General features: G+C 40.4%; 22 protein-coding genes. 11 read left to right on the forward strand and 11 right to left on the reverse strand.

All coding sequences use genetic code 11. The annotated features are described in order from the left end of the window. The first annotated feature begins 18 nt into the window (after positions 1-18). Positions 19-3,177: a type I restriction endonuclease subunit R gene (locus IEE86_RS10940; RefSeq protein WP_191097258.1), complete on the forward strand. Its 3,159-nt coding sequence runs from the start codon at positions 19-21 to the stop codon at positions 3,175-3,177. Positions 3,178-3,486: 309 nt separating this feature from the next. Then, on the forward strand, positions 3,487-4,056 hold the full coding sequence (locus IEE86_RS10945; protein WP_191097259.1) for a cysteine hydrolase family protein: 570 nt from the start codon (positions 3,487-3,489) through the stop codon (positions 4,054-4,056). An 8-nt stretch (positions 4,057-4,064) separates the two neighbouring features. On the opposite strand, the gene IEE86_RS10950 is transcribed toward IEE86_RS10945, so the two are convergent. From IEE86_RS10950 to IEE86_RS10960, 3 genes are all read right to left on the reverse strand, one after another. Beyond that, positions 4,065-4,628: a hypothetical protein gene (locus IEE86_RS10950; RefSeq protein ID WP_191097260.1), complete on the reverse strand. Its 564-nt coding sequence runs from the start codon at positions 4,626-4,628 to the stop codon at positions 4,065-4,067. A 244-nt stretch (positions 4,629-4,872) separates the two neighbouring features. After that, a complete protein-coding gene (gene rpsD / locus IEE86_RS10955) occupies positions 4,873-5,475 on the reverse strand; it encodes a 30S ribosomal protein S4 (protein ID WP_099726852.1) in 603 nt (200 codons plus the stop codon). A 293-nt stretch (positions 5,476-5,768) separates the two neighbouring features. Next, positions 5,769-6,269 carry a GAF domain-containing protein gene (locus IEE86_RS10960; protein WP_191097261.1) on the reverse strand — a complete coding sequence of 167 codons (501 nt, stop codon included), beginning with the start codon at positions 6,267-6,269 and terminating at the stop codon, positions 5,769-5,771. 126 nt (positions 6,270-6,395) lie between these two features. On the opposite strand from IEE86_RS10960, the gene refZ reads away from it, so the two are divergent. Continuing rightward, a complete protein-coding gene (refZ, locus tag IEE86_RS10965) occupies positions 6,396-7,061 on the forward strand; it encodes a forespore capture DNA-binding protein RefZ (RefSeq protein WP_191097262.1) in 666 nt (221 codons plus the stop codon). On the opposite strand, the gene hisJ is transcribed toward refZ, so the two are convergent. Next, complete coding sequence (gene hisJ / locus IEE86_RS10970; protein WP_191097263.1) at positions 7,031-7,846, reverse strand: histidinol-phosphatase HisJ; 816 nt, start codon at positions 7,844-7,846, stop codon at positions 7,031-7,033. The genes refZ and hisJ overlap by 31 nt on opposite strands. Before the next feature lie 340 nt (positions 7,847-8,186). Between hisJ and ezrA the strand changes: the two genes are divergently transcribed. After that, a complete protein-coding gene (ezrA, locus tag IEE86_RS10975) occupies positions 8,187-9,890 on the forward strand; it encodes a septation ring formation regulator EzrA (protein WP_191097264.1) in 1,704 nt (567 codons plus the stop codon). Positions 9,891-9,931: 41 nt separating this feature from the next. On the opposite strand, the gene brnQ (IEE86_RS10980) is transcribed toward ezrA, so the two are convergent. Together brnQ (IEE86_RS10980) and brnQ (IEE86_RS10985) are read right to left on the reverse strand one after the other, a co-directional pair. Further along, positions 9,932-11,275 carry a branched-chain amino acid transport system II carrier protein gene (gene brnQ / locus IEE86_RS10980; RefSeq protein ID WP_191097265.1) on the reverse strand — a complete coding sequence of 448 codons (1,344 nt, stop codon included), beginning with the start codon at positions 11,273-11,275 and terminating at the stop codon, positions 9,932-9,934. A 208-nt stretch (positions 11,276-11,483) separates the two neighbouring features. Next, positions 11,484-12,827 carry a branched-chain amino acid transport system II carrier protein gene (brnQ, locus tag IEE86_RS10985; protein ID WP_191097266.1) on the reverse strand — a complete coding sequence of 448 codons (1,344 nt, stop codon included), beginning with the start codon at positions 12,825-12,827 and terminating at the stop codon, positions 11,484-11,486. Between the two features lie 200 nt (positions 12,828-13,027). Between brnQ (IEE86_RS10985) and IEE86_RS10990 the strand changes: the two genes are divergently transcribed. The 5 genes from IEE86_RS10990 to IEE86_RS11010 all read left to right on the forward strand — a co-directional run bounded on the left by IEE86_RS10990 (position 13,028) and on the right by IEE86_RS11010 (position 18,236). Continuing rightward, positions 13,028-14,170: a cysteine desulfurase family protein gene (locus tag IEE86_RS10990; RefSeq protein WP_191097267.1), complete on the forward strand. Its 1,143-nt coding sequence runs from the start codon at positions 13,028-13,030 to the stop codon at positions 14,168-14,170. 4 nt (positions 14,171-14,174) lie between these two features. After that, positions 14,175-15,380 (forward strand): tRNA uracil 4-sulfurtransferase ThiI, encoded by a 1,206-nt coding sequence (gene thiI, locus IEE86_RS10995; RefSeq protein WP_191097268.1) that lies wholly within the window; start codon positions 14,175-14,177, stop codon positions 15,378-15,380. Positions 15,381-15,469: 89 nt separating this feature from the next. After that, complete coding sequence (locus IEE86_RS11000) at positions 15,470-15,682, forward strand: alpha/beta-type small acid-soluble spore protein (protein ID WP_191097269.1); 213 nt, start codon at positions 15,470-15,472, stop codon at positions 15,680-15,682. Between the two features lie 225 nt (positions 15,683-15,907). Next, positions 15,908-17,485, forward strand: a complete 1,578-nt coding sequence (mbcS, locus tag IEE86_RS11005) for an acyl-CoA synthetase MbcS (protein ID WP_191097270.1) — start codon at positions 15,908-15,910, stop codon at positions 17,483-17,485. Between the two features lie 136 nt (positions 17,486-17,621). Then, positions 17,622-18,236 (forward strand): LysE/ArgO family amino acid transporter, encoded by a 615-nt coding sequence (locus IEE86_RS11010; RefSeq protein WP_191097271.1) that lies wholly within the window; start codon positions 17,622-17,624, stop codon positions 18,234-18,236. Positions 18,237-18,360: 124 nt separating this feature from the next. On the opposite strand, the gene IEE86_RS11015 is transcribed toward IEE86_RS11010, so the two are convergent. Next, a complete protein-coding gene (locus IEE86_RS11015; protein ID WP_191097272.1) occupies positions 18,361-18,792 on the reverse strand; it encodes a MarR family winged helix-turn-helix transcriptional regulator in 432 nt (143 codons plus the stop codon). 117 nt (positions 18,793-18,909) lie between these two features. On the opposite strand from IEE86_RS11015, the gene IEE86_RS11020 reads away from it, so the two are divergent. Both IEE86_RS11020 and IEE86_RS11025 read left to right on the forward strand, forming a co-directional pair. Then, positions 18,910-19,497: an NAD(P)H-dependent oxidoreductase gene (locus tag IEE86_RS11020; RefSeq protein ID WP_191097273.1), complete on the forward strand. Its 588-nt coding sequence runs from the start codon at positions 18,910-18,912 to the stop codon at positions 19,495-19,497. Positions 19,498-19,600: 103 nt separating this feature from the next. Continuing rightward, entirely contained in the window at positions 19,601-20,953 is a 1,353-nt protein-coding gene (locus IEE86_RS11025) for an amidohydrolase family protein (RefSeq protein ID WP_191097274.1), read from the forward strand. A gap of 40 nt (positions 20,954-20,993) precedes the next feature. Here the strand turns inward: IEE86_RS11025 and IEE86_RS11030 are convergent, their stop codons facing one another. From IEE86_RS11030 to IEE86_RS11045, 4 genes are all read right to left on the reverse strand, one after another. Beyond that, positions 20,994-22,931, reverse strand: a complete 1,938-nt coding sequence (locus IEE86_RS11030; RefSeq protein ID WP_191097275.1) for an ABC transporter permease — start codon at positions 22,929-22,931, stop codon at positions 20,994-20,996. Then, positions 22,921-23,682: an ABC transporter ATP-binding protein gene (locus IEE86_RS11035; protein ID WP_012010889.1), complete on the reverse strand. Its 762-nt coding sequence runs from the start codon at positions 23,680-23,682 to the stop codon at positions 22,921-22,923. Before IEE86_RS11035 ends, IEE86_RS11030 begins: the two co-directional genes overlap by 11 nt. A gap of 106 nt (positions 23,683-23,788) precedes the next feature. Further along, the gene (locus IEE86_RS11040; protein WP_191097276.1) at positions 23,789-24,793 is read right to left on the reverse strand and encodes a sensor histidine kinase; all 1,005 of its coding nucleotides are present in this window, start codon (positions 24,791-24,793) and stop codon (positions 23,789-23,791) included. 2 nt (positions 24,794-24,795) lie between these two features. After that, positions 24,796-25,482: a response regulator transcription factor gene (locus IEE86_RS11045; protein WP_191097373.1), complete on the reverse strand. Its 687-nt coding sequence runs from the start codon at positions 25,480-25,482 to the stop codon at positions 24,796-24,798. Positions 25,483-25,570: the final 88 nt, after the last annotated feature.

Genomic DNA, 25,570 nt, shown 5'->3' on the forward strand with positions numbered 1-25,570 from the left:
GCAAAAGGGGGAAATAAGATGATCAAGATTGAACATAGAGATGAATCAGAAATAGAACGTCAGTTAATTGACATTCTAGGTGAAGAGAGTAATCAATGGAACTATCGTCCAGATTTAAAATCAGAAGCCGACCTATGGCAGAACTTACGAAAGATCATCACCCAAAACAACTTATCAGAAATTGGGGAACATCCGATTTCTGATAAGGAATTTGATAAGATTAAAACGGAAATTTTAAATAAAACCCAAACACCCTTTGATGCAGCAAGATGGTTAAAAGGTGAAAATGGGATTGCTCGCATTACGATTGAACGAGATGATGTGTCTCTAGGTTCGATGTCACTCGTTCTTTATTCAAATCATGATATCGGTGGAGGCATTTCTACATATGAAGTCGTTCATCAAATTGCGAAAAAAAGAGAGAACATTGACGGACGTGATCGACGTTTTGATGTGACGTTATTAATCAATGGGTTACCCATTGTGCAAATTGAATTAAAAAAAGTTACGGCAAAAGATGGTGTGTTTCAAGCCTACAATCAAGTGAAGAAGTATGCAGAGGAAGGGTTATTTCGTAATAATATTTTTTCTACTCTTCAGTTATTTGTTATTTCGAATGAACAAACGACTCGTTATTTTGCCAATGCTCTGCCAAAAGATATGCATAAGAAGTTTGTTTTTAGTTGGCGGACAAAAGATAACCGAAAAGTGAACGACCTCTATGAATTTGTGAAACAAGTACTTAGAATCCCAAATGCACATCGACTGATCGCTCAATATACCGTTGTGAGCGAAGAAAATGATCAAAAAGCGTTAATGGTTTTACATCCATATCAAATACACGCAATTGAAGCATTGTTCACGGCAGCGATGAAACATGAATCTGGATATGTATGGCATGCAACAGGTTCAGGGAAGACATTAACGAGTTTCGTTGCGACCAAATTATTAGCAAGAAAACCTGGCGTTGACCGGACGATTATGCTCATTGATCGAAAAGATTTAGATAATCAAACCACCACAGAATTTACAAGGTTTGCGTCTGAATTTAATACAGGTATCTCTTCAGGTAAGGCAAAGTCTAATAGTTTAATTGTTGGAACAGGCAGTGCAAGAGAACTGAGTGAAACATTATTAGCGGATGCCAATTCTAATACCATTATTATTACGACTCGTCAAAAGTTAGAGAATGCCATCAAATATGCAAAAGATCAAGAAGAGCAAGAGGGAAAGAACCAATTTCAAAAACTGATCGGACAACATATTGTCTTTGTCGTTGACGAATGCCACCGAGCATTAAGTGCGGAGGGCATGGAATCTGTCAAGAAAACGTTCCCTAACTCTACTTGGTTTGGCTTTACTGGAACACCCATTTTCGATGTCAATAAAAAACAAGCAAAAGGAAAGTTAGCACGTACGACTCGTGATCAATACGGTGAAGTACTTCATACATATACGATTAAAAACGCATTAGATGACGGTGCAGTTCTAGGGTTTCAAGTAGAACATGAAGATACGATTGAACCAAACTCTCTTAGCAATCATATTTTTTCGCAACTTCGTCAAAATGACAAATACGCTCATCTCAGTGATGATGAATTAAATACGTATATTGATCAAATGGATGGGATTGAAAAAGAATCCCATTTGTCATCCACTATCTATGAAAGTGATGAGCATATTCAGAAGGTCATTCATAAGATGTTCCGGCCTGATAATGCGTATACAAAGTTTGATTTCAAAAACGGACGACCGCAAAAATCCGCCATTTTAACAACAAACTCTATTGCGATGGCTAAACGATATTATGATGCGATAAAAAGGATGACGAAAGATCCTGATTGGATGGCAAAAGAGTTTGAAGGTCATCCAATTCGTAAAGGGCGAACGATGGAGGATGATGATTTTCCTAGAATCGCCATCACCTACTCATTAAATGATAATGAAGAAACTTCAAAACTAGATCAAGAAGATATGCTAAATATCATCAAAGACTATAACCAATCCTATGGTACCGCTTGGTCGATTCAAGATATTGAGCGGTATAATGGGGACATTAACAACAGATTAGCCCGAAAAAAAGCGGAGTTCAAACAATTTGGAAAGCATATAGATTTAGTGATTGTGGTTGATCGCCTTTTAACTGGATTTGATGCGCCTACCATACAAACTCTTTTTGTTGATCGACTCCTAGATTATGCGGGTTTAATCCAAGCTTTCTCGCGAACAAATCGTACATATCCTGGTAAAACAAAAGGACTCATCATGACGTTTAGAAAACCTTGGACAATGGAAAGAAATGTTGAGCAGGCGACTAAGTTATATTCTAACGAGCAGGAAGAAACGAATCTTGTGTACCCAACATATGAAGAATCGTTGAAACGGTTTAAAAAGGCACATAAAACATTAAAAGCACTGGATATCGATCCTTCTGAATTGGACGAGCATTCTCCAGTAGAGGAACGTGTGGAATTTGTCAAAGCATTCCAAGAGTTGAGTAATGCTTATGAAGCTCTCGTGACGTATGACAATTATAATGATGATATGGAAACATCGAAAGCCCTGCAAGAACAGGTGATGACGATAGAGGAGACCATCGGGATATACAATACGATCAAAGGCTCACTCATAGAAGAAGGAACGAAAGAAGAGGAAACACCAAACTTCTCGGATATTGAATTTTATGGTGAAAATTCTGTTAAGCTATACGACATTGACTCTGCTTTTATTGATCAACTGTTAGGCAATTACTCTGCCAATAATCATGATATCCGTCAAGAAATCGAAAAGGCACTTCAAAAATTGAAAAAAGCTGAAGTAGTCAAAGAGGTATATCGTGCGATCCTCAATGAAATGGACAATAAACAGGTGAATCCAGATGAAGATATATTAGTGGTCAAACGAACATTCTTTACAAAAAAGAAAAATCTCCATATACAAGAATTTGCTGAAACATGGTTTGTGGATGAGAACGAACTCCATTTATCATCTATTCAATATATGATAGGAACTGATCCTATTCCGAATATTGGGAATATCATTGATAGTAAACAGTTTGATCAATACAAAGCAATTCATCCAGATGCTAAACCATTAAAATACGGTCCTGAAATGAAACGGGCGTGGAGAACATTGTTAGACGAAGTGATTGTTCCTTTGGATGATGAATTAAGATAATCTTGATAAGGAGTTTAAATTGACGCAAAAACTCAAACATGATTTCTTAGGCTACTTTCTCTATTTCCTATGTTCATTTCTGATCATCTATATGATCTGGATGACAATCGTCAAATCAGTGCAATGCGAAGGAGTCATATCTAACTGTACATCAATCATTGGCATCTATTACATCATAGCCAGTGTGTGTTGTCTTTTTACTGCAAAAACAGACAAAACATCGTACATAGCCAAATAAAAACATGTACAAATCGACCACTATTCCTTACACTACATGTAGTGTAAGAGATTCTTCGGAGGTGGGTATTTGTGCAAAATCATCAAAAGGCCTTGATCATTGTAGATGTACAAAAGGCGTTCGAGCATGAAAAATGGGGAGAACGAAATAATCTAGATGCAGAGAAACATATCACACGTTTATTGACGTTTTGGAGAGAGAAAGGCTGGAAAGTCATTCATATTCAGCATACCTCTGACAAGCCGGACTCCTTATTTCATCCGGCAAATGAAGGGCATCTTTTTAAAGAGATCGCCAAACCGCTAGAGGGAGAAATGGTGATACGAAAGAAAGTCAATAGCAGCTTTATTGGTACAAACTTAGAGGAACAGTTAAGATCAAACCACATAGACACTGTTGTGATCGTAGGATTAACAACCCCTCACTGCGTATCAACAACAACAAGAATGAGCGGGAATCTTGGCTTTGACACGTATCTCATTTCAGATGCAACCGCCGCCTTTGGACTAACAGATCAAATCGGTACATATTATGATCCCGAAACGATCCATCGCCTCTCACTTGCCACACTGCATGACGAATTTGCGACTGTCCTGACAACTGAGCAGCTAATGACAAATTGGGCAAGCGAAAGCTCCTAGAATCATATCTAGGAGCTTTCGCTTGCCTGTTCATCCAGCGGCTGTTTTCGTTGTTCAATATTTGAGTATATGAGATCTATTCCAATAAATAAGAAGCTGACAAAGAAAGATAAAATGAATGTGCCGTGCTCCCAAATGGAGACGTTTACTATGTTCATATAAAGTACAAACTTGATTGAGAAATGCACAACGATCCATGAGAGTAGAAATTCAAAGATAAACTTGACCCATTCAGAAAATTTTAGCAAAGAGGAAATCCCTTTACCAATGAATACTAAAAAGATCGACCAAAAAAGAACAATCCCACTGACTAATAGACAGAAGGTCAACAATGAAAGAAATGATTCATAGGTAATATATTCTCCAAAAAGAAAATTCACTCCTAATGAAACGACATAAAGTACGGAACTTGGAATGATGATTACAAAACTAATCGAAAAAAAGATGAGTAAAATGAGGAGAATTTCAGTGATAGCTCCAGGCGCTTCATCGACAACTTTTGTCTTTCTCAAAATCACATAGATAACAATTGAAATGAGCATAAGTGCTAACATAAATGAGATAATAGACAAATTGCTTACCTCCCTATCGTTCCTTGAATCATTGTTTTAAGTTGTGAATTCTTCAGTATATGTAATTATAAGGAAAAAATGAAAAAGGGTAAAGAGTAATCGTTATTCTATTTTTCTTTTGGTGCGAATAAGGTATTTGCAGCTAGAGAGTATCGTACAAAAGACCAAACAAAAAACCCTAGAAATCCTTGAATAATCAAGGTCTCTAGGGTTTGTTTGATCACTCTCTTAGAGAGTCATGAAATTAACGAGAGTAGAACTCAACGATTAGTTGTTCGCTGATTTCAGGCGCTAATTCAGAACGCTCTGGAAGACGAGTGAAAGTTCCTTCAAGCTTTTCAGCATCGAAAGAAAGGTATTCAGGAACGAAGTTGTTTACTTCAACTGATTCTTTCACAACTGTAAGGTTTTGAGATTTCTCACGAAGAGCAATCGTTTGACCTGGTTTCACAGAGAAAGATGGGATGTCTACACGGCTTCCATCAACAAGGATGTGGCCATGGTTTACTAGCTGACGAGCTTGGCGGCGAGTACGTGCAAGGCCAAGACGGTATACTAGGTTGTCAAGGCGAGTTTCAAGAAGGATCATGAAGTTTTCACCTTGTTTACCAGGAAGTTTAGCAGCTCTGTCAAATAGTGTACGGAATTGACGTTCGTTGACACCGTACATGTGACGAAGCTTTTGCTTCTCTTGCAATTGTAAACCATATTCAGATAGTTTTTTGCGTTGTCCTGGACCATGTGGGCCTGGAGCGTAAGGGCGTTTTTCAAGTTCCTTACCTGTTCCGCTTAATGAAATGCCTAAACGGCGGGAAATCTTCCAACTTGGACCTGTATAGCGAGCCATAATGTGACTCCTCCTTATTGTTTTTATTTGTGAAAAATAAAAACCGTCTGTTCTTCCTCTTTTTCGTCATTATGTTTTCATGCATCCTCGCTCCAGCAGCAGGGAGTTACAAGATGCACCTCCATATAGAAGGAACAAAATGATACAAAAAAGCCGAACAAAAAGGCTGCCATATTTCACACAAACTCTATTATATGACGCTGAATAGGAGAAGTCAACCTATTTAGAGGAAGACAATCCTATTCAGACGAAGAAAAAGAGAAAAAGCAGACAATCTGCCTACTTTTTCTGCATCATTCCGCATCCGTAGAGACGGATAACGCCTGTTGGAGAACCTCTGTAAATTGAATTAAGTAGGTCTCATCTACTTCACTAAAGCGGTCTTTCACTGGACTGTCGATATCAAGAACCCCAATGATTTGCCCATTTACTTTAAGCGGGATGACAATTTCAGATTGCGATGCTGCATCACATGCAATATGTCCAGGGAATGCATGCACATCAGCGATACGCTGCACATCACCTGTTGCAAATGCTGTGCCGCAAACACCTTTTCCAGAAGGGATGCGTACACAAGCAGGCAGTCCATTAAATGGTCCAAGCACGAGCTCTCCGTCCTTTGCCAAATAAAATCCTGCCCAATTGACTTCAGGAAGGGAATGATACAATAACGCCGCAGCATTTGCTAGGTTGGCAATGAGATCAGGTTCACCATCTGTAATGGCTTCTACCTGTTTGACAAGCAATTGATAGTCTTTTGATGGGTCGCCAGACTGTTTTTCGACATGAATCATGAAAATCTCCTACTTTCTATCTTAAAAATACATAACTTGCGTCTCACATGTGGGATTTGTCGAGCAATTGTAAAAGGAACTTCCGCCTTCATCTTGAAGTATGTACACATGAAGAGGGGTGAGCGGATGAAAACATCAACAAGCATGCAAACAAAAGACCGTATTATTGAAGCTGCCATCAGACTTTTTAACCAAAAAGGATTTTCTGGAACCTCTGTCCGTGAGATTGCGAAGGAAGCAAAAGTCAATGTTGCCCACATATCTTATTACTTTCAAGGAAAAGGAGGGCTGCTTGAGCAGCTCGTCTCTGATTTTTATGAAGGCTACATTCACATGATTGAATCGCACATCCATCACATGGAAACCCGTCACGCAAAAGAATGTTTACTTGATGTGGTTTTTGATATTTTATCTTATCAGCACAAGCACCGTCAATTAACCCGTTTCGTGTATCGAGAGGTGACGATTGATTCGACGCTCATTAGAGAAATTATGTCGACCTATTTAACAAAGGAAAAATATTTGTTTCAGCTCATCATTGAAAAAGGGAAAAACACCCACGTCATTTGTGAGCAGCTATCGCTCTCATCCTTTATGATTCAGCTGAAATCACTTCTGATGATGCCATATTTGCAGCCGCAATATTTAACAGAGGTGCTTTATTTGAATCCAAGTGAGCCGTACTTCTATCAGATGTATTTCAAGGAGCTAAGCCGCTCGCTTCATCATTTACTAGAACCAAAAGAACCGACATTAGATCCTCATCTGAAACTCATGATGTCTTCAAATTGATCATACGCATACCCGAGATCTTCCGCTTGATGGGCATCAGACCCGAATATGAGCGGGATTTTTTTCTGTTTTGCAAGATCAATCATCCATTGATCTAAATAGATACTTCTGGCATATGTTTTACGAAGACCCGATGTATTAAAATCTAAGGACATGCCTTTTTTTTCCGTTTCTTCAAGGCAAAGGGTGACCATTTGACAGAGTTCAGGCGACATCTCATATGGGAAAAGCTGTTTGAATTTCTGGACAAGGGTGATATGACCGATTCTCTTTGGCTTATAGTCGCCTAAAGATGATAGAATAGAAGAATAGACTTGGTCGTAGTAGCTGCGATAGACCTGTTCAATGCTGCCATAGATGTTCATTAGCTGCTGGAAGGCATGTTCATCAAAATCAAGACAAATATAATCATCGCCAGCAGGGAGAAAGTGAACAGATAAAATACCATCGTCTAGTTCTGGACCGTAGCAGTCTAAAAAGGCACTTGTTTCCTCTTCATACTCTTTGATATAGTCAACCTCAAGCCCAGTTTTTACTATTAATTGTCCTTTGTACTCTTGTTTCAGCTGATCCAGCTTTGTCAAATACGCTTCAAGATCTTGGAGCTTCATGGCACTATCCTGCTCAGGCGTTGGATCTCGAAACGAAGGAGGCAGCGGGGCATGCTCGGTAAAGGTGATGGAATCAAATCCCTTTTTGATGGCTTTTTCAATATAAGAATGAAAAGGATCAAGCGAGCCATGCGGGCAAAACGGTGTATGTAAATGTGCATCTTGTTTCAACATGTCGTCACCTCTTGTCGATATTTTGAAAAACGTGATGTGTATGAGCGAAAATAATGAAAAATCATGACCAAAAATGCTGGTTACATGGTATCATAATAACAATGAAAACGACAGCTTCCGCATACATAAAAGCAGGTCACATCGATACGTGTGATCAAATGATAGAAAGCGCTCAAACACTTTCTTGAAAAAACATACATAAAACCGTGAATGGATGGTATTGGGAAATATACAATCCTGCTATAAAAAAACAAATGCAAAGCGGACACGAAAGGGTTCTCAGGTCTACTCGGGACACATTTACCCTGACATCACTTAGATCACAACAAGGGGGCTCATTATGGAGTTAATCATCGGTTTAATTGTCATTTTGCTTGCTTTGTTTTCAGTCGGTTATTTTTTGCGAAAAAATATATATAAAGAGATTGACCGATTGGAAGCATGGAAAATTGAAATTTTAAACAGATCAATTGTAGAAGAAATTTCAAAAATCAAACATTTAAAAATGACAGGAGAAACAGAGCAATTTTTTGAAAGATGGCGTTCAGAGTGGGACGATATCGTCACAGCCCATCTTCCAAAGGTAGAGGAGCTATTGTATGATGCAGAAGAGTATTCTGATAAATACCGATTCTCCAAAGCCAAGCAGGTTCTTGCGCATATTGAGGACTTGCTAAGTGCTGCTGATTCGAATATTGAAGACATTTTAAAAGAGATTGCAGACCTTGTCACAAGCGAGGAGCAAAACCGCAAAGACATTGAAAAGGTCAAAGAGCAATACCAAACAGTGCGAAAAAATCTGCTTGCGTACAGCCATTTATATGGCACCCTTTATGACAGAATGGAGCAGGACTTAGATGAGGCCTGGGAAGGGATCAAGCAGTACGAGGAAGAGACAGAAAACGGAAACTACATGAAAGCAAGAAAAATTTTGCTTGAGCAAGACCGCAGACTCGATCAGCTTCAATTGTATATTAATGATGTTCCGAAACTTATTGCGGACTGCAAACAAACCGTACCAGGTCAGCTGACAAAGCTGAAAGATGGTTATCAGGAAATGACAGACAAAGGCTACAAGCTAGAGCACATCCAGATGACAAAAGAGCTGGAGAACTTAAACAAACAGCTGACCCGTGCGGAAAAGCTGCTCATTGATGAACTCAACTTAGATGAGGCATCAAGCACCCTCCAAATGATCGATGACGCGATTCAGACGCTGTATGATCAGCTGGAAGCAGAAGTAGAAGCAGGTCATGAAATCAAAAGCAAAATGCCCGAGCTTACGGAAGCATTTGAAAAGCTTGAACAGGATCACACGCAAACAAAGGCAGAGACAGCTCTTGTAAAAGAAAGCTACAAGCTGACAGCCGGAGAGCTTGATCAACAGAAAGCATTCGAGAAACGCTTAGAAGAAATCGAAAAGCTTATGAAGCAAATTCGCGAGAAGCTAGATCGTGATCACGTGGCGTATTCATTATTAATGGATGAAATCAATCAGCTCGAGACCTTTATTGATGATGCAAAAGCGCTGCACGAAACGTTTAAGGATCATCTTCAATCATTAAGAAAAGAAGAATTACAAGCGAGAGAAACACTGGCTGAACTCAAGACAATGCTGACAGATACAGTCCGCCAGCTGCATAAAAGCAATATTCCAGGTGTACCTGCTGACATCAAAGACCGTGCTGAAAAAGCGCAGGAGATGATTCAGCAAGTTCACGAGCAACTGGAGAACATGCCGCTCAACATGCCGGCAGTGAATCAACAATTAAAGGAAGCCTCTGAAACAGTGAGAAATGTCACCCATGAGACACAAGAAATGCTCAATAAAGTGGGTCAAATTGAACGGATCATTCAATTTGGCAATCGTTTTAGAAGCCAAAATCATATTTTATCAGAACAATTAAAAGAGGCAGAACGAAGATTTTATGCTTACGATTATAACGGTTCATTTGATGTGGCAGCATCGGCAGTTGAAAAAGCATCACCAGGAGCCGTGCAGAAGCTTTTAGCGCAGCAAGAAAAAGAATATCAGCACCAATAAAAAAGCTGAAGTCCTTTCACTGGACTTCAGCTTTTTTCATACTATGATGCTTGTTTCTGGCGTTCTTGTGAAGCAGAAGAAGTGAAAAGAGAGAGAACGAACCCAATCACGACTCCGAGGATAGCTGGCACAATCCAGCCGATGCCAAGGTCATACAAAGGCAGCACTGCTTGAAAGATGTCTTCCAATGGACCGATCGGAAGCTTTGCAGCGGATATGCCGTCAAATAAGCTCACGCAGCCCGTTAAAATGAGCGAGAGGACATAAACAGGTCTTCTATGACCAAGCCATTTATCTGCAAGTGATAATACAATAATCACAATCGCTAGCGGATAAATCGCAGTTAAAACTGGTACAGAGAAAGCGATAATATGAGCAAGTCCAAAATTCGAAATGATAAAACTGAATAATGTCACGAGTGTCACAACTGTTTTATAAGAAAGTTTAGGCAATAACTTTGAGAAATACTCCCCGCAGGATGTGACAAGACCAATACTTGTCGTTAAACAAGCAACCGTAATCGCAGCACCTAACACAATATTTCCTAAACTGCCAAAAAGAAATTGAGAAGACTGAGCCAAGATTTTACTGCCATCTCCAACAAAACCAATGGCGTGTGTACTTGAAGCACCTAAATAAGCAAGCGATAGATAAACAAATGTTAATCCACAAGCTGCAATAAGACCTGCTTTGATACAAGCAGAAGCCAGTGCCTTTTTACTTGTCACACCACGTCCTTTAATGGCATTGATAACAACAACCCCAAACACAATAGAAGCAAGAGCATCCATTGTTTTATAGCCCTCTAGAAATCCTTTGAAAAATGAACCATTGCTATAGGATACATCTGGTGTGCCAATGACGCCCATCGGTGTCAAAATCGCTTTCACAATAATAATCAAAATAATCGTAAATTTAATCGGTGTTAACACTTTCCCTACACGATCCACGATCTTCGTTGGATTTAAAGCAAGATAATACGTAATGCCAAAAAAGACGAATGTGAATAAAAGAAGCGACAGCCAAGCGGGTACATCTGCTAAAAAGGGCAATGCACCAATTTCATATGAGACCGTTCCTGTACGAGGAATCGCAAAAAGCGGTCCAATGGACAAGTATAAAATGACTGTAAACACTGTTCCAAACACTGGGTGTGCTTTATCCGCAAGTCCCTTTGCGTCACGTCCTGTTAAAGCGATCGCTATAATCCCAAGAAGGGGTAACCCGACACCTGTTAATAAAAATCCGCCCATTGCTTTCCACACATTTTGCCCAGCATATTGCCCAAGCTCTGGTGGATAAATCATATTACCGGCGCCGAAGAATAGAGCAAATAGCATAAATCCTATAATAACCGTATCTTTCGTCGACAAAGTTGCTTTCATTGAATATAAAGCCTCCATTATTATGTTGAAATATTCTGTTAATTAGTTGCTAAAACCGTTCTTCATTAACATTCACTAATTATAAAGGATGTACGCCTGATGTCAACATGTGTTTTCGTACAAAAGTCATGAATTTTTCTATTTTAGTATATGGAGGACAATAAAAAAACATCCCCTTCATCTTTGGAAGAGGATGTTTCAAGCATTACTAGGATGCGAGCTGTTTAGGCGGGCTAGTTAACATAGAGATGAGTACACCAATACCTGCGCCGATGATCGCTGGGATGACCCATCCAATGCCTAAATCGTAAAATGGAATAAATGCATCTAAGATGTCAGGCAAACCACCGAGATTGAATTTGGCAGCCAGTAAGCCATCAATGATGGAAAAAAATCCAGTGAAGATCAGGGATACCACATAAATCACTCGTCTGCCGTTAATCCAGCGGTCAAGGAACGATAATAAAATAATGACAATGGCCAGTGGATATATCGTCACAAGTACTGGGACTGATAAAGAGATAATTTGTGCCAATCCAAGGTTAGCAACGAATGTGCTAAATAAAGAAACAATGAGAACGACTGTACGATAAGAAAGTGCTGGGAAAAGCTTCGAAAAATATTCGCCGCATGATGAGACAAGTCCAACACTTGTTGTGAGACAAGCGAATAAAATGGCTGCACCAAGGACAATGTTACCAGCAGAACCAAATAAAAAGTTTGCTGATAGTGAAAGCAGTTTGCCGCCTTCATTCGCCCCAACCATTCCGGTTGCATCGGGACTTGAAGCACCGACATAAGCAAGCGAGATATACACTAGTGCTAGTCCAACTGCTGCAACAAGACCAGCCTTTATACAAGCCGATGCAAGCGATTTGCGCTCTGTGATCCCTCTATCTTTAACAGCTGTCACGACAACAATCCCAAATACAATAGAAGCAAGAGCATCCATTGTTTTATAGCCCTCTAAAAATCCAGTGAAGAGAGGATTTGCTTCATAAGTTGTATCAGGTGCACCAATTATTCCCATCGGTGTAGCAATGGCTTTAAATACAATAATTGCAATAACTGTTAATAAGATAGGTGTTAGCACTTTACCGATTCGATCAACCAACTTTGATGGGTTCAAAGAGAGAAGATACGTAATTGTGAAAAACACAAGAGTAAATATGAATAATGGAATCCAAGAAGAAGTTTGTGCTTCTGACAGAAACGGAGCTAATCCAATCTCGTAAGAAACGGTACCTGTTCGCGGAATAGCGAAAAAGGGTCCTATGGATAAATACAGAATGACGGTGAAAATGGTTCCGAATTTAGGATGAGCTTTATCCGCAAGCCCTTTGGCTCCGGTACCTGTAAGGGCGACAGCAATAACCCCTAGAAGCGGAAGTCCTACTCCTGTGAGTAAAAATCCACCGATGGCAAGCCATACGTTTTCACCAGCATATTGTCCAAGAACAGGTGGGAAAATCATATTTCCTGCGCCAAAGAATAATGCAAAAAGCATTAAACCAATGGCTAATGTCTCTTTTATACTTAAACTATTTTTCAAAATAGTTCCTCCTCAATCAGTGTATTGTGCCAAATTTAAATATTCTGACAATTTAAGTGGTTATGTGACAATTGCACTATGGATGATATTATGAAAATGAAAAGTTGTCAACTGCCATTTTCAGAAAATTCTCTGTCTGACATCAATATGGTAACATATAAATGCATTTATTTTTAAAGTTTTTTGTAAGGAGTCCAGGTATGATTTATCTTGATAATAGCGCAACAACAAAACCGTACCCTGAGGTTTTACAAGTATATCAACAAGTGAGTGAGCGTTTCTTTGGCAATCCGTCCTCGCTTCATCAGCTCGGGATTGATGCAAGCAGACTGCTAAGTGAAACGAGAAAGCAAATGCTTCACTATACAGGCTTGAAGCAATATGAGATTATTTTTACTTCTGGCGCAACAGAAGCGAATAACATCGCCATTAAAGGGGCTGCTCTCGCCAAGATGAATCGGGGCAAACACATTGTGACAACAACAATTGAGCATCCCTCTGTCATCGAATCATTTGAACAGCTGAAAGCTTTATTTGGCTTTGAAATCTCCTATATTCAAGTAAATGAGCATGGCCATGTAGATATGACTCATTTAAAAGAAGTGCTTCGTCCTGATACAGTGCTTGTCAGTATGATGCATGTGAACAACGAAACAGGTGCCATCCAGCCAATTGAAGAAGCTGCAGGCATCATTCGTGAGCATGCCAAATACGCACTTTTTCATGTCGACGGCGTGCAGGGGATGTGCAAAGTAGCACTTCATAAGCCGCTAGATGTTGACCTTTTGACGATGTCAGGCCACAAAATTCATGGCTTGAAAGGGACAGGGGCTCTTTTTTTAAAGAAAGAGATAGTGCTTACACCTTTCATCACAGGAGGAGAACAGGAACTAGGCCTTCGTTCAGGGACTGAAAACCCTGCTGGAGCTGTCAGCTTAGCAAAAGCCATGAAACAGTCATTTATGCAGCTTGAAAAGCATCATGATGAGATGCTGAGCTTAAAAACGCAGCTGCAAACGCAGCTTGGAGAAATAGAAGGTATCGTCATCAACACACCGATAACACAAAGTGCGCCGCACATTGTGAATTTTTCAGTACCAGGTATTCAAATTGAAGTCCTCCTCCATATGCTAGAAAAAGAAGGCATTTACGTCTCCACAACATCTGCCTGTTCAGCCAAGAAAAAAGAGCCGAGCCGTGTACTTCTAGCGATGGGCAAATCAGAGGAAGTGGCCAAAAGCAGTATGAGAATCAGTTTGACATATGGGCAAGGACCAGAGCTTGCACCGAAGATCATCACATCCATCGCACAAAGTGTGAAAAAATTAAAAGGAATGAGATAACAGCATGAAATATGATCATATTTTAGTCCGTTTTGGTGAGATTTCAACAAAAGGGAAAAATAGAAAGAAATTTATTGACAAGCTAAGACAGCATATTCGGTTCGTATTGAAAGATTTTGAAGCATTAAAGTACGCATCTGACAGAGACCGCATCACCATCATGCTGAATGGAGAAGATCCTGAGCCGATTTCAGAACAACTCAAAAGTGTATTTGGCATTCAAAGTTTTTCTCTTGCGGTAAAATGCGAGACGAATCTGGACGCAATCAAAGAAGCAGCGCTAACGGCCGTGCAGGAAGTGTATGAAAAAGGGAATACATTTAAAGTCTCAACGAAGCGCTCCTACAAACAATTTGAGCTTGATTCAAATGAAATGAACCGAGAAATTGGCGGACATGTTCTGAAAAATACGGAAAACTTAACGGTGAATGTGAAACAGCCTGATGTGCATTTGCGAATTGAAATAAGGGAACATGCAACGTACATTACATTTAAAGATGTAAAGGGTGCAGGCGGTTTGCCAGTCGGTTCAAGCGGAAGAGCGATGCTCATGCTTTCAGGCGGCTTTGACAGCCCGGTTGCCGGATATCAGGCGATGAAACGCGGGATTCAAATTGAAGCCGTTCATTTTTTTAGTCCTCCGTATACAAGTGAACGTGCCAAGCAAAAGGTCATAGACCTCACAGAATGTTTAGCGGCCTATGGAGGTGAAGTGAAGCTTCACATTGTTCCATTCACCAAAATCCAAGAGCTGATTCACAAACAAGTACCTGAAAACTATACGATGACATCAACAAGAAGAATGATGCTGAAAATCGCTGATAAAATAAGAGCGAAGCGTGATGCCCTTGCCATTATTACCGGTGAAAGTCTTGGCCAGGTCGCAAGTCAAACACTTGAAAGCATGTATGCCATTAACCATGTGACCAATACACCAATCATTCGCCCGCTCATTGCTGTGGATAAAAATGACATTATTGATGAAGCAAGACGAATTGGCACATATGATACAAGCATTCAGCCTTTTGAGGATTGCTGTACAATCTTTACGCCGCCATCGCCTAAAACAAAACCAAAGCTTGAAAAGGTAGAACGCTACGAAAGCTTTGCTGATTTTGAGCCCATGCTTGACGAGGCAGTCGAACAAATCGAAACGATCATTGTCACAAATGAAAAGAAAGCGGCAGACGAATTCGCTGATTTATTCTAAAACAAAAATTTCATAATAATTACCATAAAATCAATCGCATGAAGTCATGTGTTTCTACACATTCTATATTCACAAGGAGGTGAGAACACATGGCTCAACAAAACAGACAAAGCAGTTCTAATCAATTAGTCGTTCCAGGCGCTTCACAAGCGATCGACCAAATGAAGTATGAAATCGCTTCAGAATTTGGTGTAAACCTTGGACCAGAAACAACAGCTCGCGCTAACGGATCAGTTGGTGGAGAAATCACTAAGCGTCTTGTATCTTACGCTCAACAACATATTGGTGGCGGATCTTTCTAAGACACACAATTGAAAAGCTATGGCTTATGAGCGGGATGATTCCCGCTCTTTTCTTTTTGTACATAAAAATAGTTTGAATATTTCTAAAAAAGAAGACGGATTGAAAAAATTATGGCATAATACTAGGAGTAGGTCCTAATTCAAGCATTTTTCAGTTATGAGTGTTAGAATAGGTAAATTGAAACATGTTTCGTTTCATAGAAAGAGGCTAAAAGGAGCTGTACCATGAAAAGAGAAGACTTAATTGCACCAGAACAATATAACCTAGTCAGTGAGATTGAAGCGTTCAGTCATGACAGGGAAAAAATGGCCCTGCATTGGCAGGACGGAAATGGCCACGAGGCGCATGTGACGTACGCAGCATTAGTAGAAGAGGCGAATAAAATTGGTCATGTATTATTAAAGGCAGGCTTTAAAAAAGGCGATAAAATCATTGTGATGGTGCCGCGCATGCTAGAGGCATACAGCATTTATTTGGCGATTTTGAAAACCGGAATGGTCGTCATTCCTTGTTCAGAAATGCTACGTGCGAAGGATTTAGATTACCGAATTGAACATGCAGAAGCAAAGGGAGCGATCGTTTACGCGTCATTCATTCAATCGTTCGAGGGAACCAATCAGCCAAATGATTTTAAAACATTCTCAATTGGTGAAAATGATCATGGCTGGACAAACATTCTAGCGCAAAAGGATCAGCAATCAAGCGAGCTACAAATGGCTCCAACCATACGTACAGACATGGCATTCTTATCCTATACATCTGGTACAACTGGCAACCCAAAAGGGGTTGTTCATACACACGGCTGGGCGTATGCACATTTACGTACAGCTGCTAAAGCATGGCTCTCCATTAATGAAGGAGATAAAGTGTGGGCGACAGCGGGACCAGGCTGGCAAAAATGGGTGTGGAGTCCCCTCTTATCTGTTTTAGGAAGCGGGGCAGAAGGCTTTGTATACGGAGGGAAATTTAATCCGAATACGTACTTAGAATTGCTTCAAAAAAATGAAATCAATGTCCTATGCTGTACACCAACAGAATATCGGTTTATGGCGAAAGTTGATGATTTGAGCCAGTACGAGCTGCCGAAACTTCATAGTGCTGTTTCTGCGGGAGAGCCGCTGAACCGTGAAGTCATCGATACCTTCAAAAACCATTTTGATATAGAAGTACGAGATGGGTACGGCCAAACGGAAAGTACCTTGCTAGTCGGGGTGCTAAAAGGAATGGACATCAAGCCTGGAAGTATGGGAAAACCAACCCCTGGTAATGAAGTGGAGATCATTGATGAGGACGGCAGCGTATGCGCTCCAGGAGAAGTGGGGGATATTGCTGTTCACCTTGAAACGCCGGCTCTATTTAAGGAATACTACAAAGATGAAGACCGTACAAAGGCGCAGCGCCGAGGGAATTACTTTATTACGGGGGACCGCGCGAAAAAAGACGAAGATGGGTACTTCTGGTTTGAAAGCCGCAGAGATGACATCATTGTCAGCTCAGGCTATACCATTGGACCGTTTGAAGTAGAGGATGCACTGATTAAACACCCAGCAGTGAAAGAATGTGCGGTCGTGGCCAGCCCAGATGAAATTAGAGGCTCAATCGTCAAAGCCTACGTCGTCTTGCGTGATGCATCTGCACAAAGTGATGAGCTCATCAAAGAGCTGCAAACACATGTGAAAAACACAACAGCACCATACAAATACCCAAGAGAAATCGAATTCATTGACGAACTGCCAAAAACACCGTCAGCGAAAATTCGTCGTGTAGAGCTGAGAGAAAGAGAGCTTGCGCGAAAAGCATAAATCAAATGAAATGAGAAGCGTTTGGATGGAAAGCATCCAGCGCTTTTTTTGCATGGATCATCAAATTCGTTGAAAGCAGTGATGATGTTTTATGTTAAAATGTGTAGGAATTGCTGGAAAAGGAGAATGTTAGAAGATGTTTGTTGCAATCATTCATGGAATTGTGCTTGCCTTTGGTCTCATTTTACCTTTGGGCGCACAAAATGTTTTTGTGTTTCAACAAGGAGCGCTTCAGCCTCGATTATATCGCGTATTGCCTGTCATCATTACTGCTGCACTTTGTGACACACTTTTGATTGCGCTAGCTGTCATCGGTGTTTCGGTTGTTGTCTTTACCATTCCTGTACTGCAAATCGGTCTTTATATGATTGGGTTTTGTTTTTTACTTTATATGGGATGGTCTGTGTGGAACGCAAGCTCCACATCAGATGATAAAGAAAAGATGGAATTCATGCCTGCGAGAAAACAAATTGTATTTGCCTGTTCAGTTTCACTTTTAAATCCTCACGCGATTCTCGATACAATTGGTGTGATTGGAACGAATTCGCTTCAATATAGCGGGGCTGAAAAAGTGGCGTTTACACTCGCCTGCATCATCGTCTCGTGGCTATGGTTTATTGGTCTCGCTCTTTTAGGCAAGATGTTAGGGAAGTTAGATACAAATGGCAAATGGATGAACCGTATCAATAAAGCTTCGGCGATTATGATCTGGCTGGTCGCGTTATATATCGCGTATCAGCTTGTTGGTTAAAGGATACATAGAGAATACATCAAAGAAGCGTTTGGGCGTAAAAATCCAGACGCTTTTTGTACAATTTAAAAGTTTGGCAACCCAATCCTTGCATGAGCGTATCGCTCATGCTTTTTTCATTGAATCATTTTTTGAAAATGGTTTGATTTAACAGACGGAGAGCTTGTACGATATCATCCATTTGATTTTGGTTAGAGGGAGAAAGACTGTCTATGAGCATCGCTTCAATTTGCTGAAATGCTTTGTCCATACATTCACGGCCTTTTTCAGACAGCATAATGACATGCTTTCGTTTATCCTCTTGATCTTCACGTCTATCGATGAATTGCTTTTCTTGTAGTTTCTTTAGTTCTCTGCTGACATTTGGAAGTGACATGTGCTGACAATCAGCGATTTCACTAGGTGTAAGCGGCTCGCTGACAGCTAGCTGCTCTAGAATCAAATATTGTAAGGGCGTTAAGTCAGGTGGTTTGACTTTGCTCATCAGGTCATGCTTCCGCTCTGAAAAAGTAGAAGCAAATGCGACGAATTCCTTGAAGAAATGTGGATGTTTCATGATTTTCACCTCCTATGTAACATACCAAATTTATTATCAAAAAACAATTATCATTTGACAACCAAATAAACAGGGTGTATCATTTTGTTATCAAATGATAACTAAAGGAGACGACACATGAATGTACTCATTATTTATACACACCCTCATCACAATAGTTTAAATGGTGCTTTTTTGAAAGAAATCGTCAAAGGCAGTGAAGAAAATCCAAAGGTTCAAGAAGTGAAGATCATTGATTTATATCAAGAAGAATTTGATCCTGTGCTTATTTTTAACGAAAAGAAAAAAAGGCGTGATATGCATAAGGATCCTGACATTCAGATGTATCAGGAAAAGATCAAATGGGCGGACAAAATCGTGTTTGTTTATCCGATTTGGTGGGGACGGCCTCCAGCTATGCTGCTTGGCTTTATTGATCGCATGTTTGCTGCGAATTTCGTCTATCGTCAAACAGGCGGACTGCTTCCAGAAGGGCTGTTAAAAGGAAAAAATGCCGTTTGTGTATCGACGATGCAAGGACCGACCAACTATCCTTTCTTCTTTTTGCAAAATGCCCATAAGATGTTAATGAAACGAGCTCTCTTACAATATGTCGGGATCAAGCCTGTGAAGTTCTTTGAGTTTGGCATGATGGAAAGCCCAAAGGGAAAACATGATGTCAAATTAAAACGCATATACAATTATTTCAAAAAAATCAGCGCGTAAACAGTTAGATAAGTCACTTTTCTTCTAATTTGATCCTATTCTGTTTTAAAATGACATAGAGGGTGGGATGACTCATCTTCTTCATTTGAAAAGGGGGATATAGATGAAGAAAACATTGTTTAAAGATGCAGCTATTTTAACACTTGATCCAGCTTTAGGTTTTCTCGAAAAGGGAGATTTACTAATTGAAGGGGCGCACATTTTAGAAGTCGCACCTTCAATTGAAGCAAGTGATGCTGACATTGTAGATGCATCCGATATGGTCATCATGCCAGGTCTTGTGGATACACATCGTCATGTGTGGCAGTCTGTCATCAGGGGCATAGGAACAGATTGGTCTTTACAAACATATTTAAGCAAAATATATTATGGCAACTATGGAGCGATGAGACGTCCATCAGACGATCGAATCGCCAATTATTTAGGGGCATTAGAGGCATTAGATGCAGGGGTGACTACGTTTTTAGACTGGACAATGATCAATTCAATGGATCATACAGATGAGCTCATTGGTGGATTAAAGGATGCGGGCATTCGGGCTGTTTTTGCTTTTGGTACCTCTGGCGATGCTGAATATTGGGACAGGGAAAGTACGCTCACCAATATGGAAGATGCGGCCCGTGTGAAAAAAACACATTTTCAATCAACAGATCAGCTTTTGACGATGGGGCTTGCTATTCGTGGGCCTGAGTTTTCCTCATGGGAAACCACAGTATTTGAAATCGAAACAGCCAGGTCTCTAGATGCACTATGCAGTATGCACATTGGCTTTGGGAATTGGGGGGCGGCTGATCGTTCGATTGAGCGGCTTCATAAAGCAGGGCTACTAGGATCTGATCTGAACATGGTGCATATCAATGCAATCGACGCGGATCAAATGAACATGCTGGCAGACAGCGGTAGCTCAATATCCATTACCCCTGAAATTGAAATGATGATGGGGCACGGTTATCCTGTGACAGGTCTTGCGATTGAACATGGAGTACTCCCGACGCTTGGTGTAGATGTAGTGACAGCGACAGGAGGAGATTTGTTTGCACAAATGAAATTCGGTCTTCAGGCAGAGCGAGCGATCCAAAATCAATCTTTGTTGATGGAAGGGACGATGCCGGGACCTGAGCTTGGGCTCTCTGCTCATCAAATGCTTGAAGCGGCGACAATCAACGGAGCTCGGGCATTGAAGCTTGATGATAAAATTGGTTCGCTTACACCTGGAAAAGAAGCCGATTTTATCTTGATTGATCGGACAAGCATGAATCTTCTGCCGATGACAGACCCAGCTGGAGCGGTTGTCCAAACGGCACATCCTTCAAATGTTGATTCCGTCTATGTTGCAGGGAAAGCAGTGAAACAAAATGGAAAGCTTGTCGGTGTGAACCTAGAAGAGGTGAAACGAAAAGCTTATGCAGCAAGAGATCATATTTTATCGCATAAATTTGAATCAGCTTCATCATAAACAAACATATCCCCATAGGCTTAGTCCTATGGGGAATGGATTACAAGGATTCTTTAATGACTTTTTTATAATACTGGACTGACAGGAATCCGAAGACTGAATACAAAACGGTATAAATCGACATGACGATGAGCATTGGTGTCCACAGTTCACCGCCGAATAAAAACCAGCCGGATTGTATAGCAAAGTAGCTGTGCAGCAATCCGATGATGAGCGGAATCCCGAAGTTAAACAGCTGTTTAAGCCTGATGCCTTTTAATAGATCCTTCTCAGTAAAACCAAGCTTGCGCAAGATCGTGTAGGAGCTTTGTTCCTCTTCACTTTCGTTCATTTGTTTAAAATATAAAATACAGCCTGATGTGACAAGGAAGCTGAGACCTAAAAATCCGACCACAAACATCGCAAGTCCTATCGTTTGTTTTTGCTGCTGAGCTGAAGCTAGTTGAGACATGCTGTTGTCACCTAGTTTTAAAGATGTAAACACGCTATTTGCTTGTTCAAGATTTTTATCATCTTTTATATTGACTGCGATATATTGGCTATTCTCAAGCTGCAATTTAGGATCTTTCATTTTGTCGAGCTGCTCAAAAACATCTTGACTCACGACTGCAACAGGCAGACCGCCAAAAGTGAAGTTGTAAGAAATGAGATAATCTTTCTTCATATCTATGACTTTCAAATCAAGCGGTTTCTTGATGAGAAGCTTCACATCGCCTGAGCTTTGAATCGGCATGAATTTCTTTAATAGATCACTGTAGCCGCTTAAGATGACTTCGTTGTTCTCCACATGAATATTTGGTGCATTTTTCTCGCTGATCACGGGCAGTGTCAATACGCCTGGTTTATTCTTCATATTTTTCAACTCTGTATCCATGATTTTTTTCGCATCAAAATCCGCTTGAATCACTTTGAACTGCTTTTGATCATAAGCAATATGTTTGTCAGAAAGTGCACGAGTGAAGGTTGCTGCTTCTTTTTCTGAGCCCATGACGAAATGAGCTGGGATTATATGATTAGCGGTTTTTTCTGCTGAGTAATAGGAAATGTAGCTAAGGGCCAGCAAACCGATGGCAAGTGCAGATACGGTTGTAATAATCGTTAAAAGCAGTGCATTTGATTTTAGCCGGAACATAATGGATGACAGAGACAGGACTTCATGAATGGCGAGATAGCCATTTTTTCTTTTACGTACAATATTGGCAATGAAAGAAACAGAGCCTTTATAAAAAAGAAAGGTACCGATAATGACAGAGGCTAGAATATAAATCATGGCTAAAAGTAACTCAAGCTTCGACGTATACGAGCCGGTAAAAAGCTTAGAAGAAATATAATAGCCTGAGCTGATCAAGACAATACCGAAAACCCCAATGATGATTTCAAACACAGAGATCTTTTTCACACGCTGTTCTGTCGAAGATGTTGTTCTAAACAAAGATAAAATCGTCTGTTTTTTAATAAAACGCTTATTTCTCAGCATAATCAATCCATAGATAATGAAAAAGACAATAAGTGTTTGCAGAAGGGCCATACCTGAAAAATGTAGATTGGCGATGGCGTTAACACCAGTCACTTTAAATAACACCATCAGCATCAGCTTTGAACCGATAAAGCCTGCAATGATGCCGATAACCATGGCTGCCAAGTAGAGGATAAAGTTTTCTGCATTGAGAAGTCTGGCAATTTTTTGTTTCGTCATACCAATGAGCTGTAAGAGACCTATTTCTTTTCCTCTGCGTTTAATAAAAATGCTATTCGCATATAGCAGGAAAATACCGACGATGGCAATGAGCAGAACCGAAGCGGCTTTAATTGAAGCGCCGCCTTTAATGGAGCCTTTTACACCATCAAGTGCTGGTGAGTACTGCAAGGTGACAAAGGAAAAATAGAGCGCCACACTAAACACGAGAGCAAACACATATAAATAGTAATTTTTTAAATTTTTCTTCAAGTTACGGAGGATGAGCTGATTAATGTTCATGCTTCACACCGCCTAAAACACCTTGCGTTTTCATAATATCCTCGAAAAACATCTTTCTCTCTAAAGCACCTTTATTCAACTGAGTATAAATCTGTCCGTCCTTGATAAAAATGACGCGTCTTGAATAGCTCGCTGCCACAGGATCATGTGTCACCATGACAATGGTCGCTTTTCGTTTTCGATTGAAATCTTGCAGCTTATTGAGTAAATCAGATGCAGATTTTGAATCAAGCGCTCCGGTAGGTTCATCAGCGAAAATAAGACTAGGCTCATGAATGAAGGCACGAACCGCTGATGTCCGCTGCTTTTGTCCACCAGAGAGTTCGTTCGGATATTTGTCTCTTAGTTCATAAATCCCCATGTCTTCTGCGAGCTGTTGAAAGCGTTCAAACGCTTCTTTTTTTGGTGTTTTGGAGATGGATAATGGCAAAAGGATGTTCTCTTTGACAGTGAGCGTATCAAGTAAATTATAATCTTGAAAGACAAAGCCAAGCTGTTTTTTTCTAAATTCAGCAAGCTGCTGATCTTTCATTTGTGTCATCTCAGCATCTGCGATACGAATCGATCCGCTGGACACATGATCGATTGATGACAATACGTTGAGAAGGGTTGTTTTCCCCGAGCCTGATGGCCCCATGATGCTGACAAATTCTCCAGCTTCTATCGTCAAATCAATGCCACTCAGCACCTCTTGTTTATTGAATTTATTTCCATAGCTTTTATAAATCTTGCGAGCTTCTAAAATGTTCATATGCTGAACCCCTTTTTCTATTTAATTGATATCTCTAGTATAAAAAGAAGCCAGACCGACTTCCTTCGATTTGGCGAACAAAATAGACGAGCATGTGACATTATTGTCACATGCTCGCAATATGAACAAAATCATTCTTTTTCGGAAAGGTCAAGGTGAAGGTTGTACCTTGATCTATAGTGGAGGTGACCTCAATTGTGATATGAAGAGCGTCTGCTCCTTTTTTTGTTAAATAGAGCCCCATTCCCGTTGATGCGGTATCATGATGATGTCTTGTTGAAGTAAAGCCCTTTTCAAAAATACGAGATATGTCTCTTGGGTCAATTCCTCTGCCTTGATCTGTGATCGACAGTACAACTTGTTCATTCATTTGTCTGCTTTCAATGACAATATCAGATGAATGGCTGTACTTAACTGCGTTTGTCAGCACTTGTCTGATCATAAAGGATAACCATTTTGTATCACTTAATACGTCGCGTTCTTCAAGTGCCAGTTCAAAGCCAATTCCTTTTTGCATACACCATGATTGGAGGGCTTTGATTTCTTGTGCTAGGATGCTTTGCAGATCAAGCTTTTCAATATATAAATCATTTTCGATATGACGTATTCTGCTTTGGTGCAGCTGGGTATCGAGTAATAAATGAATTCTGAGCCATTCGTATGTCATATTTGCTTTCAGCGGCTGCTCTGTTAAGCGGTCAATCATTAAGTGCATCGCTGTCAGCGGTGTTTTGACCTCATGTATCCATGAAAGTAGCTCATCCTTTTCTTCTTCAAGGGCGATGGTCTTCTCAGTTGCCATCTGCCGGTATCGGTCAATTTGCTCTGACGTCGCATCATGTACGAGCTGTTCAAATGGGGAAGAGGGAGTGAGGCGCATTTGATGATCAATGCTCTCATCCCATTCTTTCAGCCGCTCATAATAAGCCGTTTCTTTTCGATATCGGAAAAAGAGAAAGACGATCATGAGTAAGGTAGACAGTAATACAATATAAAAAAGAGAAGCTATTGGAATGGTCGTATCTAAATACGCAACAAACAGAATGAGGAGCTGCAAACTAAGAAAGAACAGGATCCAGCTTCTTCGTTCTTTTAAAAATGCTTGCAGCATCATTAATCATCCTTTTCCTTTGCAAGATATCCTTGTCCCACTTTTGTTTCAATAAAGGTACCAAGGGAGATCTCGTCTAGTTTTTTTCTGAGGCGATTGACGTTTACAGTCAGCGTATTGTCACTCACAAATCGTTCATCCTCCCATAACGCTTGTATGAGTGATTCACGGCTGACGATATGATGTTTATGCTGCACCAATTCCTTGAGGATAAATAATTCATTTTTCGTTAATTCAACCTCACCGTGTTCATTTGTCACGGTGTTTTTTTCTAGATCAATGGTAGCGCCGCACCAAACCTTTAAGTTGGCGGGTTCTGCATTATAATCATGCACGCGGCGAAGAACAGCACTTACTTTGGCAATGAGAACGTCAAAGTGAAAGGGCTTCTGCACAAAATCATCAGCACCAAGCTGCATCGACATGACCATATCTGCAGGGTGGTCTCGGGATGAGAGGAAGATGATCGGAACATTTGAATGGTGCCGAATCATCCGGCACCAATGAAAGCCATCGTATTTTGGCAGCTGTATATCGATAATAACGAGATCAGGCTGAACAGAAGTGAATTCCTGCATGACCTGTTGAAAATTGTGAATCCCATAGACATCATAGGACCAGTTGACTAGACGCTCTTTGATTTCTTGGAAGAGGGTTGTATCGTCCTCAATCAGTAAAATTTTAAACAAAACCAGCACCACACTTTTTATATTCGTCTGTATGTCATTGTAGCGGAAATAAGGCGCTGCCGCTAGAAGCAGACAAGAAAAAAGCAAG

The sequence above is a fragment of the Bacillus crepusculi genome, assembly GCF_014764715.1.
Lineage (GTDB): Bacteria > Bacillota > Bacilli > Bacillales > Bacillaceae > Bacillus.